The following is a 15,215-nucleotide window of genomic DNA, read 5'->3' on the forward strand; positions in this document are numbered from 1 at the left end:
TAATGAGCCATTATTGCTGGTCCGGCTGTCGAAGTGGACCGACGCCGAAGAACCTGTGCCGGGAGGCGGCATCCGAACAGGCCACGGGTTTCGCGAGCAGTGGATCGATCGCCCTCAGATCGATCATGATGAGCTCGCACTGTCCACCTGTTGCTGGTGGGTGCTGAGCGAGTCAGGGGTAAGGCGGCGCGGGATTCGCTACGCCGTCGCTGTGTACCGCGGCGTGACACGGGGACTCTTCGAGATCCACCCGTCGACGTGGGAAAAGCGCGGCGAACGCTCCGGTTTTCAATGCACTCCGGTCACGTCGGGTGATGTGTGGGAGTCGGTAGTCGGTTCGCACGGCCACCGGGTGGTCGGTATGCGCCGAGGAAGTCAGAACCCGATCCGCTATTGGCCGATCACGGTTCCCGCGACCTGATGCTCCTTCTGCCTGCCAGATCGGCTCAGGAATATCTGCGATAGCTTACCGCTGGGCTTCCGCGGCCTTAGCGGCTTCAGGGCCCATGAGCGGTGCGACCCCGCGTGGTACAAGAACTGGTCTGGTCGGCTTGGAGCACCGCTGCCCGCACCCCGCAGCCGGCTCGGCGTCGTACCCGGCACCTAGAGTGAGCCCGACCGCCGACCGGACCACTCAGGAGAACACAGTGGATTCACCCGCCCCCGACGCTGCCTACAGCCGAGCAGCTCTCTGATGGCGGCCAAGCCCACACGAAAGTCCACCACCGCGAAGAAGACCAGCTCGTCGCGGACGGCGTCGTCAAAGAAGACCAGCTCAACGCGGAGATCCGCGGCGAAGAAGAGCAGTGCTTCACGGGGGAAGTCGGCCGCGAAGCGGAAGGCGGCCGCAGCCGTCCCGGAGATCCCCGCCGGCCAGCGAGTGTGGCTGCTGGAGCTCCCGTGGGGCGGGCTCGGCGGAGGGATGCCGGCCGGGGTGACCTACTACAAGTCGCTCACCGCCCACGCCTACGTCGGCACCTCCTTACCCGAGGCGCTGGAGCCCTACGCCAGCAAGCCGTACTCCTACCTGCGGTGGCAGGAGGACGAACTCAACGGCACCGAGGGACCCGGCGCGACCGCCGCCCCGATGACGCTGCGACCCGAGCAACGCGCGGACGTGGAGGCGATCACCGCAGCCGCCGAGCGCGGGTTCCGACAGGTCCATCTGGCCAACGATGTGGGCACCGGCAAGACCCTGGTGGCAGTGGCCGCGGCGAAGGCCATTGCCACGATGCGCGGCGCCCGCACGATCCTCGTGACGGTGGACCGGCCGGCGCGCATCACCATCCCGTCGTGGCGCCGCACCATCGCCGCGCTGAACAACACCGACGGCGGCGACGACGACCTGCGCTGGATCATCATGTCCTCCGACAGCCTGGGCAAGCTCATGGCCCGGAACGGGCGGCCGCGGCTGAAGGTCGATGTCGCGCTGATCGACGAGGCCCACCAGTTCCGCCACGCCAGTAACCGCACCAGCTACATGCGACGACTGACCCGCATGGATGCTCCCCACGACACGGCACCGTTCGTCCTGACGATCACCGCCACCCCGGGGCACCACCCGGGCGAATGGGGTTACATGTCGTCGCTGTACGCCCAGGTGCTCGGAGATCCACCGGCCCAGTGGGCGGACTTCGGTCGAGCGCTGGCCGACCGGGGCGTGCCCCTGGAACCCTCCTACGGGAAGTGGACGTGGAGCGCGGAGGCCAAGGAGTCGCTGCAGACGCAGCAAGCCGCAATCGGCGACGTGCGCGACATCCTGCTGCGGCACGATCCGCCGCTGATGCTCACCCGGTCCGCGCCGTGGGGACCGCCACCCTTCGACGTGGACCTGGTGGAGCTGACCCCGGACCAGTGGCGGGCCTACGAACTGGAATGGGGCGATTTTCAGCGCGAGATGCAGCTGGCCCGGACGGGCAATAACGTCGCCCGGGGTCTGGCTGCCCTGGTGCGGCTGCGGCAGAAGGCGTCGATGATCCGGGTCGAGCACACGGTAGCCGCGGCGAAGGCCGAACTCGCCCGGGGCTACCAGGTGTTGATCGCCACCGAGATGGTGTCCACGGCCGCGCACCCGGTGGCCGAGATGCTCGAGGCGGACGGCATCCCGGTGGCACGGATCTACGGCTCGAACCCGGAGGCCGAGGCTGAGCGGATGCGCTTCCAGCGCGGCGAGGCGCCGGTGGTGGTGTTCAACACGCCCACCGCGATCAATCTGCAGGCGGGCGAGCAGTTCGCCGACGGGTCGTTCGCGACCGCCACCCCGCGCAGAGGATTCTTCCACCAGGCCCGCTACAGCGGCCTTCTGGCCGAGCAGACGATGGGCCGCGCGCACCGGAACCACCAGGTCTGTTCCTGGTCGCTCCTGGCGGCGGCGGGCACGATCGAAGAACGAGCGGGCACGGTCATGCTGTCCCGCCTGATCGCCTCCGCGACCAGCACCGACGCGGACGCGTCGACGTTCTCCGAGGTGGCGCGGGTGTTCGGGATCGACTGGATCCCCGCCGCACGGCTGGCGGACGAGCTCAGCTAGGACAAGTTTCTCTCGCTGGCACGTAGCTGCTCGGGGCGGCGCTGGCGGCTCCTCCGGCGACGAGCGGGCCGGTTCTGGGGCCATCGCCGTCACCCACGATGCGTGGGCGTGCTGGTCGCCGCGCGCACTCCGAAGTACAACAAGGCTCGGCTCCTCTGAGAGAGCCCTCGCCGGCTGAACGCTCGGACATCCTGTCCGTGTGCCGATAGGCCTCGCACCGCTCGGCAACGCAGCATGGCGTTGCGTCGCGACCTGGCGACGGCTCGGCGGGGCGCGATCGTCTCGTGCGTTGGCGGACTACGGGAGCTTGGACGCGAGGACGTCGGCCGGCAGGATCTCGGGTGCTGCGCCGAGGAGGTGCTGGTTGTCCATCAGGGCTGCGACGATGGCGCCGTTGGCGTGGGCGTCGCGAGCGGCCTCGTCGGGGAATGCATCGAAGATCCAGAAGGTGTCGGCGTGGGTCCTGACCGCGAACCAGACAATCGTTCCTGCTTCCTCGTTGGCGAGTGCGACAGCGCCGGCGAGCAGATCGGCGAGCGCGTCGTGCTGTCCATCGGCCGCGACGATCTTGGCGACGAAGGCATACGGAAGTGATGCGGGTGTGGACATGTGGGACTCTCCTTGAAATCGGGGTTCTTCGTGGGACGAGTTCAGCGTATGACGAGCGAGGGCCGGTGGGAAGTGGCGTATACGGCAGTATTGCTATTGTTTACGTCATGCGTATCGGACTGATCGCGATCGACGGCTGCTTCGGTTCGGCTATCGCGTCGATCATCGACATCGTGCGGGTGGCCGACGGAGCCCGCCGCGATGTCGACCCGCGGATCGACCCGATCGAACTCGCCATCCTCGGACCGAAACGGCGAGTGACCACAACGGCATCGATGACCCTGTCGGTGGACCACCCACTGTCGGAGTCCGCAGAGTTCGACGTGGTCGTCGTCCCTGCGCTTGGAACCCTCACGGCCGCCGCTACCAACGACGCCCTCCAGAGCCGAGATGCTCGTTCGGTCATCGCCTCGCTCGGGCGCCTCGACGAGGCGACCACCCGGATCGCCGCGGCGTGCACCGGCGTGTTCGCTGTCGCCGAGACCGGACGGATGCATCATCGGCGGGCGACGACCAGCTGGTTCCTGGGGCCGGAGTTCCTGAAGCGCTATCCGACCGTCGCCCTCGATCTCGACACCATGGTCGTGGTCGACGGGAACCTCGTCACCGCCGGCGCCGCGTTCGCCCACATCGACCTCGCGCTCTCACTCGTGCGATCGATCAGCCCCGACCTGGCCCAACATGTCGCCAAGCTCCTCATCATCGACGAGCGCCCGTCGCAGGCGGCCTTCGTCGCCTACGAACATCTCCGGCACGAGGACCCGATTGTCGTCGAGTTCGAACGCTTCGTGCGCGCCCGCCTGGACGAACCGTTCAACGTCGCCTTCGTCGCGCAGTCGCTCGGCACCAGCCGGCGCACCCTCGAACGACGAGTCCGTGCGGCGCTCAACCTCACTCCGCTCGGCTTCGTCCAACGGCTTCGCATCGAACGAGCTCGGCACCTCTCAGCAACCACGGACCTCACCTCCGCCGAGATCGCGCTACGGGTCGGCTACACGAACGCCGAGACTCTGCGCTCCCTCCTGCGCAGGGAGCGACGCCGTTCCTGACCTATCGCCATGCCTGTAGCCGGTGTCCTAGCGCTCGGTTGGAACCACCTCTCAGCACGTCGCGTCGACGCTCCTGCGTCGCTCCTGGACGACCCACTCGACACGCCCGCAGCACAGGCCGTGTGACGTGCCCCAGCTTCCCGGACGGTCGGGGTTGGGTGGCTGTGATGTCGCTGCGTTCTCGTCGAGGGGGTCAGCAGACCCGATCAGGGTCGATTGGGATGAGCCGCGAAGGCGGTGAGGTCAGGGCGGCCGAAGCCGGCCGGCGGGGTTGTGTCGGTCACGTCGAGGTCTTTCGGATGGGTGGCGTAGGAATCTCCATCGTCGGGAGACCTCGACGTCTATCTGCGGACCGACGCGCCCGACCGACCTACACCCCCATCTGGGAAGAGCCGTTATCGCCTCGCGGCACCCTCACACCCCGAACCACGCCCGCGCCAGCTCGGCGTAGCGGCCGTCCGCGCGCAGCAGCTCGTCGTGCGTGCCGGACTCCACCACCCGGCCGTGCTCCATCACCAGAATTCGATCGGCGGACACGGCCTGGCTCAGCCGGTGCGCCACCACCAGGCCCGCGCGCTCGCGCAGGACTGCGGCCGCGGCGTCGTCGAGGCGGCGAGCCCCCGCGGATCCGGCCTCGGCGGTGGCCTCGTCGAGGATCACCACATCAGGGTCGGCCAGCTCGACGCGGGCCAGGGCGATCATCTGGGACTGCATGGGATCGAGCGGGTGGCCGCCCTCGCCGATGACGGTGTGGAGGCCGTCGGGCAGGTCGTCCACCCAGTCGGCGCCCACCGTCCGCAGGGCGGCGCGGACCTCGGCCTCGGGGGCCTCGGGGCGGGGCGCCCGCACGTTCTCGGCGATCGTCGCGGCAAAGGAGTGCACCTCCTGCGAGACCATCGTGATGCGCTGGCGCAGCGCCACGGGATCGACATCGGCCAACGGCACCCCGCCCATGCGGACGCTGCCGCCCGACGGCGTCAGGGTTCCGGCCGCGACCAGGGCCAGGGTGCTCTTGCCGGCGCCGGTCGAGCCGACCACCGCGACGACCTCGCCGGGAGCCAGCGTGAGGTCCACGTCGATCAGCGCCGGGGCGGCCACGCCGGAGGACGCCCCGCCGGAGGAAGCGTCGCCGGAGGCCTTGCCGTACGAGTGGGAGACGCCGGTCAGGTCGAGCGGGCCGGGCTCGAGAGTGGCGGTGCGCTCGGGCACCGGCATGGTGATGACGCCGACCATCCGCACGAGCGAGGCGCCGGCCGACTGGACCTGATCGACCATCCCCACGAGCGCGCCGATCGGGTTGAACAGACGGTGGAATAACAGCGCGGCGGTCGTGACGGCGCCGGCGGTGATGATGTCGGCGTCCACGAGGAAGAAGCCAACGACCAGCAGCAGTCCGAGGACCGTGACCTCGGCACGGTTGTTGCGGGAGAACGCGCGGGTGACGAAGTAGAACACCCGGATCGACAGGTCCCGCGCCTCCGCCGACGCGGCGGTGATGCGGCGCAGCTCGGCGTCCTGGGCGTCGTAGGCGTGCAGGGTCCGCGAGCCGGTGATCCCGCCGAGGAGTCGGCTGGCGCGGGTGCCGAACGCGGCGCGCTCGGCGGCGTAGATCGGGCCCGACCGGGGCAGGTACCACCGCAGCGTCGTCCAGTACATGGGCAGCGCCACCAGGCCCACGAGGCCGAGCCGCCAGTCGACCGTCGCCAGTCCGACCCCGGAGACGATCACGGTGAACAGCGACTGCACCACCAGCGGGATCACCGCGGTGGCGGCCTGGCTGATCTCGCGGGCGTCCTCGGCCACGCGCGAGACGAGGTCACCGGTCTCGGTGGTCTCCATCTGCGCGGCGCCCAGGCGCAGGGAGCGGTCCATGACCATCTCCCGCAGGCGCGCGACGGTCGGCTCGGTGAGACGGGCCAGCCACGCCTGGCCCGCCCACGTGCAACCCGCGCCCACCGCGCCGGCCACAGCGATCGCGCCCGCCGCCGCCCACACGGCCGAGTAGTCCTGGCTGCCGGGCAGGACGTCGACCAGTCGGCCGATCACCCACGGCGCCACCAGGCCTGCGACCGCGCCGACGAGCCCGGCCACGGCCACCAGCAGAAGGTAGCCGCGGCGCTCGCGCAGCAGCGGCCACAGCACGGCGAGCGACTCGCGGCCACTGGCCAGGGGAAGCGCCGCCGTGACGCCGGACCGGGCGGAGCCGCCGGCCTGGGCGGCGTCGGTGGTGTCGGCAGCGTCGGTGGAGGTGACGATGCTGGACTCGGAGCGGCTCATCGGTCGACCGCCGTCCGGTAGGTGGCTGACGCCTCGCGCAGCTCGTGATGCGTTCCCGTGCGCACGTCGCCGCTGCGGGGCAGGTGGACCACCCGGTCGGCGGTCGCGAGGAACGGCGGCGACGAGGTGACGATGAGCGTGGCCTGGCCCGGCCGACTCGTCCGGAGCCGGCGCACGGCCTGCGCGATCTGGAACTCGGTGACGGCGTCGACGGCACTGGTCGGCTCATGCAGGACCATGACGTCGGGATCGGCGATGCAGGGCCCGGGCGAGCGCGATCCGCTGTCGCTGGCCCCCGGACAGGTTCCGGCCGCCCTCCCGGACCGGGTGGTCCAGGCCGTCGGGGAGATTCTCGAGGATCTCCGCGACAGCCGAGGCCTGCAGGACCGCCTCGGAGATGGGCTCCTCGTCGTCGTCGTGCCTCATGGTGATGTTCGAGCGGACGGTACCCACGAACAAGTCCACGCGGTGCGGCGCGGCCACCAGGTGCTCGGCGATCGCGGGGGCGAGCTGGCTGCGGCGGTGACCACCGACGAGCACGGCATCGGCCCCGTCGCCGTGACCCGCGATCGCCAGGGTGACGGCATCGGCGGCGGCCGGCTGATCGGCGACGAGCGCCACCACCTCGCCCTCGGCCACCTCCAGGTCGAACGCGCGGCCGTCGGGCAGCGCCAAGCCCTGCACTCGCAGCCCGGCGCCGCCCGGCAGCTCGGAGCCGAAGTCGTCGACCGGCGCGGACTGCAGCAGGTCGACCAGGCGCTGCGCGGCGCCGTGGGAGCGGGCGAAGACGGCGACCATCTGGGTGATCATCCGGACGGGCTCCTCGAAGAACACGGCCACGCCCACCACGGAGACGAGGGTGCCGATCTGCATCTGGCCCTGGAGCACGCGGTACCCGGCGGCCAGCAGGACCAGCGCCAGGACCACGGCCATGCCGAGCGAGCCGATGCCCTGCACGCGCCCCGAGCGCTCGGCGGTGACGATGCCCGCGGCGGCCGCGTCCTCGGAGGCGGTCCGGTACTGCTCGGCGGCCCAGCGCTCGCCGCCGCCGGCCTTGAGCACGCGCAGGCCGGCCATGATGTCGGTCGCGCGGCTGCTCGCCATGCCGATCGCGGCCTGCTGCGCGGTGCTGTGGCGGGAGATGGCGCGGCTGGGCAGCGCGACCAGCACCAGGCTGAGCGGCACGCCGATGAGCACGATGAGCCCCACCACCCAGTCGGTCCACAGCAGGTAGACGGAGATCCCCACGATCCCGATCACTGCGGACCCGCCCAGTGCGATCTGCCGGAAGACCAGCGCGGCCACGTCGGCGTCCGCCGAGCACACCGAGAGCACGTCGCCGGAACTGGCGCCGTCCATCGCGCGGCGGCGGGTCAGCGGCACCCGCGTGACCTCCACGCGCAGGTCGTGGGCCTCCTCCTGCAGGGCGCGGTTGCTCATGCGGGCGCCGAAGCGGTACCCCAGGCTGAGCACGGTGAACAACCCGATGAGGCCGACGACCGACCACAGCATGGCCCAGCGGTCGAGCGGGATGATCGCGGCGTCCACGATCACGCCGATCGCGATGGGCACCAGCGCCTCGCACAGCTGCCACAGCGTCATGAGCACCAGCCCGGGCGCCCAGAGGTGCCGGCGGCGGCCGAGCGCGCGGAGCAGCAGTCCGTTGGCGGTGGTGGGGGCCTCGGAGCCCGGGCTGCTCGCGCGCGTCGGTGCTGACATCGGTGTGGGGCTCCCGCGGTTCGTGATCGGAGGTGACTATCGCCGACCCTGAACCCTGGTTCGCCCCGCTCCCGGGGAGGCGTTCACGCTTCCGCGGCGGTGGGCGGCTGGCAGTGGGCGTGCGAGAAACCGGGCCGCGCCTCACGCCACCCATCGGATCACGCGCCACCTATGGGGCCCCGCAGGTGATGCGAATTCCGATGTGCGGCGTGCCGCCGAGTGGCCGGCCACGGCAGAATCCCGGCTCTCCTGCCGAAGCGGCCACCGCAGCCGAACGCCGCCCACCGGTTATGGCGCCGTCGTCCCCACCGAGTACGCGGCCGCGGCGTCGCGCACGTCCATGACGTACTCGCGGGAGGCGTTGTAGGCGAGGACCGCGCGCTGCCAGTTCTCGGCCACCGAGAGGTCTCCCCCGGTCTCGCACAGCAGGCGCGCGGCGGCCACGGCGGCGTCGTCGATCTGGTTGGGGTCGGCCACGCCGTCACCGTTGGCGTCGCGGCCGTACTTGTTCCACGACTCGGGGATGAACTGCATGGGGCCCACGGCGCGGTCGTGTTCGGTGTCGCCGTCCCAGCGCCCGCCGTCGGTGTCGGGGATGTCGGCGAAGCCCGGCGATCCGTCGAGCTTGATCCCGATGATCGGGGGCAGTGCGTAGCCGTCGTCGTTCAACATCGCCCCGCGGTACCGGCCGTGCCGCGTCTCCACGTGCCCGATGCCGGCGAGCGTCGTCCAGGCGAGGTTGCACTCGGGGCGGGTCTGGCGCATGGTCTCGGCGGCGTTGCCGTAGGCGGCCAGGGCGGCGACGGGAATGTTCATCGGCTCGTTGAGGCCGGCCGCCCACTCGCGCAGCTGGTCGGACGTCCGGCCCGGGGCGTTGATGTCGATGGTCGGCACCGGGGCGCCGGCGGCCGGCGGGATGCCCGGGGGGATGGGGATGGGCGCCTCGCGGGTGGCCTCGTAGGAGCACGACGACGACAAGACGACGGTCGCGAGCAGGCCCGCGAGGCTCGCGGTGACGCGGGGGGTCAGGGTGGGCATCGCCTACCATCCTGCCGGAGCCCGGTTCCGCAGCGCGTCAGGGTATCCCCCGATTCGCGGCGGGCCGGCCGTGACGTTCCCCTCACCCGGACCCGAACCCGCGGGCGAGCGCGGTGAGCTCGTCCAGCAGGGCGTCGCGGCTGATGGCGGGCCGGTCGAGGACCCAGCGGACGGCGATGTTCTCCACGGCCATGACGATCACCCACGCCCGCGCCGCCGGATCCGCCGAGCGCAGTCCGGCCGCGGAGAGGTACACCGAGAGCAGTTCGCGGACCCGGGTCTCCAACGCGTGCTGCGCGGCCCGGTGGCGGACCGCGGGCAACTCCTCCCACACGATCCGCAGCAGCCCGGCGTCCGCCTCCAGGGCGGACAGCAGCGCGTCGGCGATCCCGCGGACCGCGGCCGGGTCCTGCACGTCGACCGGGCCGGAGGCCGCGAGCGAGGCGGCCACCCGGTCGGAGATCTCCGCCGACCAGCGGTCCATCACCACCGTGACCAGCGCCGACTTGTCGGGGAAGTACTGGTACAGCGATCCCGGGCTCACCTCGGCCTCGTCGGCGACGCGGTTCGTGGTGAAGGACTCGTAGCCGTCGCGCACGAGCACGACGCGAGCCGCGGCGATGATCCGCTCGACCATCGCGCGGGATCTGGCCTGCTTGGGGACCCTTCTCATGAACGCGAATTGTATGCGAGTAAAAACTCGCGTCATAGTCGTGTCATGACCGCAGCGCCTGAACGCCCCACCACCGCCACCGGTTCGCCGGCCGGCGAACCGGCCCCGCCGTACCCCACGCGCTTCCGCGAGGCCGAGGACCGCTCCCGCCGCATCGGCCGCACTCTCAAGGCCGTCGCGCGCGTGGACGCGGTCGACGAGCAACTCATGGACCGCCTCGGCCGCGGCTATCTCGAACGCGACGAGCTCGGCAACAGGCTGGCCGCCGCGATGCGCTTGCGCTCGGGCGAGCCCGGCGCCGTGAGCCGCCGCCAGCTCGACGAGGCCCTGACCACCGGCACGGCCGGCTTGCCCGAGGACGCCGCCCCGGTCCTGCGCGAGTACATCGCGCGGCTCGAGGACACCCCGGACTGGGTCGACTGGGCCAGGATCGAGCGCGGCCAGAAGGTCTACCTGCGGATGGGTCAGAACGCCGCCGACATCCTGCTGCAGCTCTCGCTCATCGGCGGCTACCGCTTCGGCGGCCCCACCGACCTGCTCGTGGCCACCGGTGGGCTGACCGGCAACACGACCCTGCGTCGCCTGGCCGAGACCAGCCACTGGACCATGTCGCTGTCGATCCCCGACGGGCTGCGCCCGGGCGGCGAGGCGTGGCGACTGACCGGCCACGTGCGGGCGATGCACGCGGTGGTCAACCACGCCATGGAGCCCCGCTGGGACACGGGCCACTGGGGCCCGCCGATCAACCAGAGCGACCTCGCCGCCACCCTGGGCCTGTTCGACGCCGTCGTCCTGCTGGGCGTGCGGACGCTCGGCGTGCCGGTGAGTCGGCAGGACTCGGCCGACGTCATGCACGTGTGGCGCTACGTCGGCTGGCTGCTCGGGGTCGACGACGACTTCCTCGTCGAGCGCGAGAGCGAACGCCACCGCATCAACTACCACATCCTCCTGGCGCAGGCCGGGTTGTCCGAGGCGGGCCCGCAGCTCACGCAGGCGCTGGTGGAGGCGCAGCGCACGCGGCATCGCAGCGGCCCGTTCCCCCGCCTGCGGGCCCGCATCGGCCACGAGCGACTGCTGAGCATGCTCACCATGCTGCTGGGCCGTGAGTCGATGCGCGAGTTCGGCCTGCCCGTCCGGCCGCCGTGGGCGCACGCCTATCTCGTCGCGCTCAACACGCTGCGCTACCGCACCCCGTTCGGCCGCGCCCGGCTCGACGCGTGGGGCGAGCGGGTCCGCGACCGCGAGCGCAAGGAGACCTTCGGCGACGCCCGCCCGGACATCGGCCGCCCCGCCACCGCCTGACCGCTACACAGAAGACCCCCGCTCGATGAGCCGTTTTCGCCTAATCCGTCCTAATTAGGCTGTTCGACCTAATGTCAGTGATATGTGGCACGATCACCTCATGTACGTGGTGACCATCGACCAGCGCCGCAGTCGCACCAGCGCCGACCGGGTGCCCGCGCTCCTCGACGCCCTGAACGAGATCCCGGTGGCGGCGGCGTTCGAGCGCACCGCCGGCGACGAGGTTCAGGGCCTGCTCGACGACCCCGCCGCGGTGCGCTCGGCGCTGCTCATCGCGCTGCGCGAGGGTGACTGGCACTGCGGCGTGGGCGCGGGAGATGTCGACGACGAGTCCTACTCCTCCGGCACCCGGGCCGGTCGCGGGGACGCCTATATCGCCGCCCGCTCCGCCGTCGACGCCGCCAAGGGGCTCCCCGGCTCCGTGGCGATACGTGTCCCCGACAGTCCCGGGGTGCTCGACGGGCCCGCCACCGCCATGGCGTGGGCCGCCGACTGCGAGGCGGTGTGGGCCCTGGTCGCGCCGCTCGTCCTCGGCCGCACGGAGGCGCAGTGGCGGGTCGTCGACGCCGTCGACCGCTCCCCCACGCAGGCCGCGGCCGCCGACGAGCTGGGCATCACGCCCGCCTCCGTCACGGGCGCGCTACGGGCGTCGCGGATCCGTGACGAGCGGGCGGCCTACCCCGCGCTCGACCGACTCCTCGCGGGCGCACACGCGGCAGCCACCGGCGAGAGCCCGACCCGCGGTGACCGCCCGGCCACCGACTCGAGCGCGGAGGACGACCGATGAGCACCTGGCCCGACTGGATCGTCGTCGCGATCGTGGTGGCCGTCAGCCTCCTCGCCTCCGCCGGGCTCGGATCGCCGATCGCGTCTTTCGTCCTGCGCTCCGCGCGGGTGCCCGAACCCCCGACCGTCGAGATCAGCGGCGACGCTCGCCAGCCCGTGATGCGCCGACGCGACGACCCCGCCCCGCAGGTGCGGGAGGTGTTGCGCGGCGGCATGTGGATCGGGATCCTCGAACGCCTCGGCCTGACCGCCGCGATCCTCGCCGGGCGCTTCGAGCTCGCCGCCGTGGTCGTGGCGATCAAGGCCCTCGGCCGCTATCCGGAGATCCGCGAGAACCCGGCGGTGAGCGAGCGGTTCATCATCGGCACCCTCGCCTCCCTGCTCGTCGCGGGCGCGTGCGGCGCCGCCGGCCTCGCGGTTCTGCACGCGCTGGGTTGAATGGCGCGCCTGGCCGGCCCGGACGCGGCGGCCGCGCCCGCACGAGCACCCGACGCCCGAGGGGGTCGTCGGACGTGGGATGCACTCGCGATGTGAGAATTGCTGCGAGTACGAACGAGGAGCCGCCACCGATGACCACCACATTCGCCCCGCGACACCGCGCGCTGGCCGCAGCCCTGACAGCGAGCGCGCTCGCCCTCTCCGCCTGCGGCAGCACGCAGCCCGGATCGACCGTCCTCGAGCAGCACGGGCTGGCCGGCATGGACGCCACCGAGGTGGTCGAGCACCTCGACACGATGGCAGTCTCCGACCGCCCGGACACACTCATCGCGTCGGTCCAACCGACCGAGCTCGTGCTCACCGACACCACCGGGGGCTCCACCGCGACCCTGCCGATGCCGGACGACACGTTCTACCTCTCCGTCGCGCCGTACGAGGCCGCAACCCACGACTGCACCTTCCACAGCCTGACCACCTGCCTGGGCGAGATGCCCGGCGAATCCGTCGACGTCACCGTCACCGACGCCGCGGGCCGGACGATCCTCGACGAGACCCGCACCACCTACGACAACGGCTTCGTCGGCCTCTGGCTCCCCCGCGACATCACCGGAACGATCCACATCGAGCACGACGGCAAAGCCGCGAGCACACCGATCGCCACCGGCGCCGACGATCTCACCTGCCTGACGACCGCGCAGCTCACCTAGAGCGCTGACCGCGCCCACACGCACCGCGCCACGCTCCTCACCCGCCCACCTCGTTAGAAAGCCCGCCCATGGTGACAGTCCGCACAGCCACCCGCGCCGACGCCCCTGCGGTGGCCCGCATCCTCAGCGAGGCGTTCCGCGACGACCCCGCGTGGTCGATCATCCTGCCGGTGGACGAGACCCGGCTGGCGAAGCTCGCCGCGTACTACCGCCGTCGCGTACGGCGGCGCCCCGGATGGGTGGACGTGGCGATCGACGACGGCGAGGTGGTCGGAGCTCTTCTGTGGGAACCCCCAGCCGACCCGGGCGCGCTGGCCACGGTCCGACGGGCGATCACGGGCGGGACCCGCTGGGTCCTCGGTCGGCTACCCATCGGCCGGGGCGCCCGCCACACCCTGCAGATCGAGGCCTACCGGCCCACCGCACCGCACTGGTATCTGCGCGACATCGGCGCCGGGCCCGAGGCCCGGGGCAAGGGCGTCGGCACGGCCCTGCTCGAGCACCGACTGGCCATCGTCGACCGCTCCCCGACCCCGCTCGCGTTTCTGGAGGCCACCACCCCTGGCAGCCGACGCCTCTACGAGCGGTTCGGCTTCGAGGCCATCGGCTCGGTCGCCACGCTGGGCGAGGCGTCCTCGACCGCGATGGTGCGCTGATTTTCTTGACGTCGCCGGCCCGGCATTAGCGAGGGTTAGCTCCTCTCGCTCTGCCGTCGACCCGCCCGCAGTACGCTCACCGCTATGACGGCAGACTCCGTGACCCCCGCCACAGCCAGCCCCGCGCCGGACCCCCTCGGCCGCGCGCGACAGAACGTCATCTACCGCTCCGGCATCTCCGGCATCACGCCCACGGTTCCGACCAGCGCCGAGAAGCTCGAAGCCGCAGCCCGACGCGCGCTCCTGCGTCGGCCCGGCGGCGCCAAGGCGTGGGCTTACATCTACGGCGGCGCCGGCTCCGGGACGACCATGGACGCCAACCGCGAGGCCTTCGACCGTCGCCCACTCGTCCCCCGCATGCTCCGCAACACCTCCCGGCGGGACCTGGCGACCACCGTGCTCGGGCAGAGACTCCCCGCCCCGGTGCTCGTCGCCCCCATCGGCGCGGCCGGACTGGTCCGCCGCGAGGCGGACCTCATGGTCGGGCGGGCCGCCGCACAGCGCGGGATCCCGTACATCCTGTCCTCCCAGGGTTCCTCGCCGATGGAGGAGACCGCCCGCGCGATGGCCGGCGGCCCACGCTGGTACCAGCTGTACTGGAGCAGCGACGAGCAGCTCGTCGACAGCTTCATCGCCCGCGCCGAGGCGATCGACGCCGGTGCCCTGGTCGTCACCCTCGACACCACCACCCTCGGCTGGCGGCCCTGGGACCTCGACCTCGGATCACTGCCGTTCACCCGCGGAGTCGGCATCGCCCAGTACGTCTCCGACCCGCGCTTCACCGAGATGGTGGCCGAACGGGTCGCGCGCGAGGCCGCGGCCGGCCCCGGCGCGGACCCCGACGCCATCAAGGTCACCCCACGGGCCGCGCTGACGCTACTGGAGATGGCGCGCAACCGCCCCGGCCGACTGCTCGACAACCTGCGCGCGCCCGAGACCCGCGCCGCCGTGCAGACCTTCCTCGACACCTTTTCCAACCCGGCGCTGAGCTGGGAACACCTCGCGACCCTGCGGGACCGGACCCGGTTGCCGATCGTCCTCAAGGGCGTCCTGCACCCGGACGACGCCCGGCAGGCCTTCGACTCGGGCGTCGACGCGGTCATGGTCTCCAACCACGGGGGCCGCCAGGTCGACGGATCGATCGGCACCCTCGACGCCCTCGTCCGCATCCGCGAAGCCGTGGGCCCAGAGCCGACCGTGCTGCTCGACTCCGGCATCCGCAACGGCACCGACGTCGTCAAGGCCATGGCCTGCGGGGCGAACGCCGTGACGATCGGGCGGCCCCACATCTACGGCCTGGCCATCGCGGGCGAGCGCGGCGTCGGCGAGGTGCTCGACAATCTGCTCGCCGAGATCGACCTCACGCTCTCCCTGTGCGGCGCCAGCTCGTGGGACGAGGTCGACCGATCACTCCTGGCTTAACCCCGGTGA

General features: G+C 71.6%; 15 protein-coding genes. 9 read left to right on the forward strand and 6 right to left on the reverse strand.

Annotated elements, in window-relative coordinates:
* On the forward strand, positions 1 to 421 hold a 421-nt coding region (locus DCI01S_RS17625), incomplete at its 5' end, for a hypothetical protein (RefSeq protein ID WP_167349570.1).
* A 273-nt stretch (positions 422 to 694) separates the two neighbouring features.
* Positions 695 to 2,530: a DEAD/DEAH box helicase family protein gene (locus DCI01S_RS14200; protein ID WP_061229830.1), complete on the forward strand. Its 1,836-nt coding sequence runs from the start codon at positions 695 to 697 to the stop codon at positions 2,528 to 2,530.
* A gap of 297 nt (positions 2,531 to 2,827) precedes the next feature.
* Here the strand turns inward: DCI01S_RS14200 and DCI01S_RS14205 are convergent, their stop codons facing one another.
* The gene (locus tag DCI01S_RS14205; RefSeq protein ID WP_061229831.1) at positions 2,828 to 3,139 is read right to left on the reverse strand and encodes a putative quinol monooxygenase; all 312 of its coding nucleotides are present in this window, start codon (positions 3,137 to 3,139) and stop codon (positions 2,828 to 2,830) included.
* Between the two features lie 107 nt (positions 3,140 to 3,246).
* On the opposite strand from DCI01S_RS14205, the gene DCI01S_RS14210 reads away from it, so the two are divergent.
* The gene (locus DCI01S_RS14210; RefSeq protein WP_061229832.1) at positions 3,247 to 4,188 is read left to right on the forward strand and encodes a GlxA family transcriptional regulator; all 942 of its coding nucleotides are present in this window, start codon (positions 3,247 to 3,249) and stop codon (positions 4,186 to 4,188) included.
* Positions 4,189 to 4,602: 414 nt separating this feature from the next.
* On the opposite strand, the gene DCI01S_RS14215 is transcribed toward DCI01S_RS14210, so the two are convergent.
* The 5 genes from DCI01S_RS14215 to DCI01S_RS14230 all read right to left on the reverse strand — a co-directional run bounded on the left by DCI01S_RS14215 (position 4,603) and on the right by DCI01S_RS14230 (position 9,895).
* Positions 4,603 to 6,465 (reverse strand): ABC transporter ATP-binding protein, encoded by a 1,863-nt coding sequence (locus DCI01S_RS14215; protein ID WP_061229833.1) that lies wholly within the window; start codon positions 6,463 to 6,465, stop codon positions 4,603 to 4,605.
* A complete protein-coding gene (locus tag DCI01S_RS17965; RefSeq protein ID WP_244881751.1) occupies positions 6,462 to 6,704 on the reverse strand; it encodes a hypothetical protein in 243 nt (80 codons plus the stop codon). Before DCI01S_RS17965 ends, DCI01S_RS14215 begins: the two co-directional genes overlap by 4 nt.
* Positions 6,691 to 8,184 (reverse strand): ABC transporter transmembrane domain-containing protein, encoded by a 1,494-nt coding sequence (locus DCI01S_RS14220; protein WP_244881752.1) that lies wholly within the window; start codon positions 8,182 to 8,184, stop codon positions 6,691 to 6,693. The genes DCI01S_RS17965 and DCI01S_RS14220 overlap by 14 nt, the downstream gene beginning before the upstream one ends.
* Positions 8,185 to 8,472: 288 nt before the next feature.
* The gene (locus DCI01S_RS14225; protein WP_061229834.1) at positions 8,473 to 9,222 is read right to left on the reverse strand and encodes a lytic transglycosylase domain-containing protein; all 750 of its coding nucleotides are present in this window, start codon (positions 9,220 to 9,222) and stop codon (positions 8,473 to 8,475) included.
* An 82-nt stretch (positions 9,223 to 9,304) separates the two neighbouring features.
* Positions 9,305 to 9,895 (reverse strand): TetR/AcrR family transcriptional regulator, encoded by a 591-nt coding sequence (locus DCI01S_RS14230; protein ID WP_244881753.1) that lies wholly within the window; start codon positions 9,893 to 9,895, stop codon positions 9,305 to 9,307.
* 45 nt (positions 9,896 to 9,940) lie between these two features.
* On the opposite strand from DCI01S_RS14230, the gene DCI01S_RS14235 reads away from it, so the two are divergent.
* The 6 genes from DCI01S_RS14235 to DCI01S_RS14260 all read left to right on the forward strand — a co-directional run bounded on the left by DCI01S_RS14235 (position 9,941) and on the right by DCI01S_RS14260 (position 15,206).
* On the forward strand, positions 9,941 to 11,197 hold the full coding sequence (locus DCI01S_RS14235) for an oxygenase MpaB family protein (RefSeq protein WP_061229836.1): 1,257 nt from the start codon (positions 9,941 to 9,943) through the stop codon (positions 11,195 to 11,197).
* An 82-nt stretch (positions 11,198 to 11,279) separates the two neighbouring features.
* Positions 11,280 to 11,984, forward strand: coding sequence for a hypothetical protein (locus DCI01S_RS14240; RefSeq protein WP_244881754.1), 705 nt, complete (start codon positions 11,280 to 11,282; stop codon positions 11,982 to 11,984).
* Positions 11,981 to 12,421, forward strand: coding sequence for a hypothetical protein (locus DCI01S_RS14245; protein ID WP_061229837.1), 441 nt, complete (start codon positions 11,981 to 11,983; stop codon positions 12,419 to 12,421). Before DCI01S_RS14240 ends, DCI01S_RS14245 begins: the two co-directional genes overlap by 4 nt.
* Before the next feature lie 131 nt (positions 12,422 to 12,552).
* Complete coding sequence (locus DCI01S_RS14250; RefSeq protein WP_174521563.1) at positions 12,553 to 13,128, forward strand: CueP family metal-binding protein; 576 nt, start codon at positions 12,553 to 12,555, stop codon at positions 13,126 to 13,128.
* A 68-nt stretch (positions 13,129 to 13,196) separates the two neighbouring features.
* Positions 13,197 to 13,784 (forward strand): GNAT family N-acetyltransferase, encoded by a 588-nt coding sequence (locus tag DCI01S_RS14255; RefSeq protein WP_061229838.1) that lies wholly within the window; start codon positions 13,197 to 13,199, stop codon positions 13,782 to 13,784.
* Between the two features lie 84 nt (positions 13,785 to 13,868).
* Positions 13,869 to 15,206, forward strand: coding sequence for an alpha-hydroxy-acid oxidizing protein (locus tag DCI01S_RS14260; protein ID WP_061229839.1), 1,338 nt, complete (start codon positions 13,869 to 13,871; stop codon positions 15,204 to 15,206).
* Positions 15,207 to 15,215: the final 9 nt, after the last annotated feature.

The sequence above is a fragment of the Dietzia cinnamea NBRC 102147 genome, from assembly GCF_001571065.1.
GTDB classification, from domain to species: domain Bacteria; phylum Actinomycetota; class Actinomycetes; order Mycobacteriales; family Mycobacteriaceae; genus Dietzia; species Dietzia cinnamea.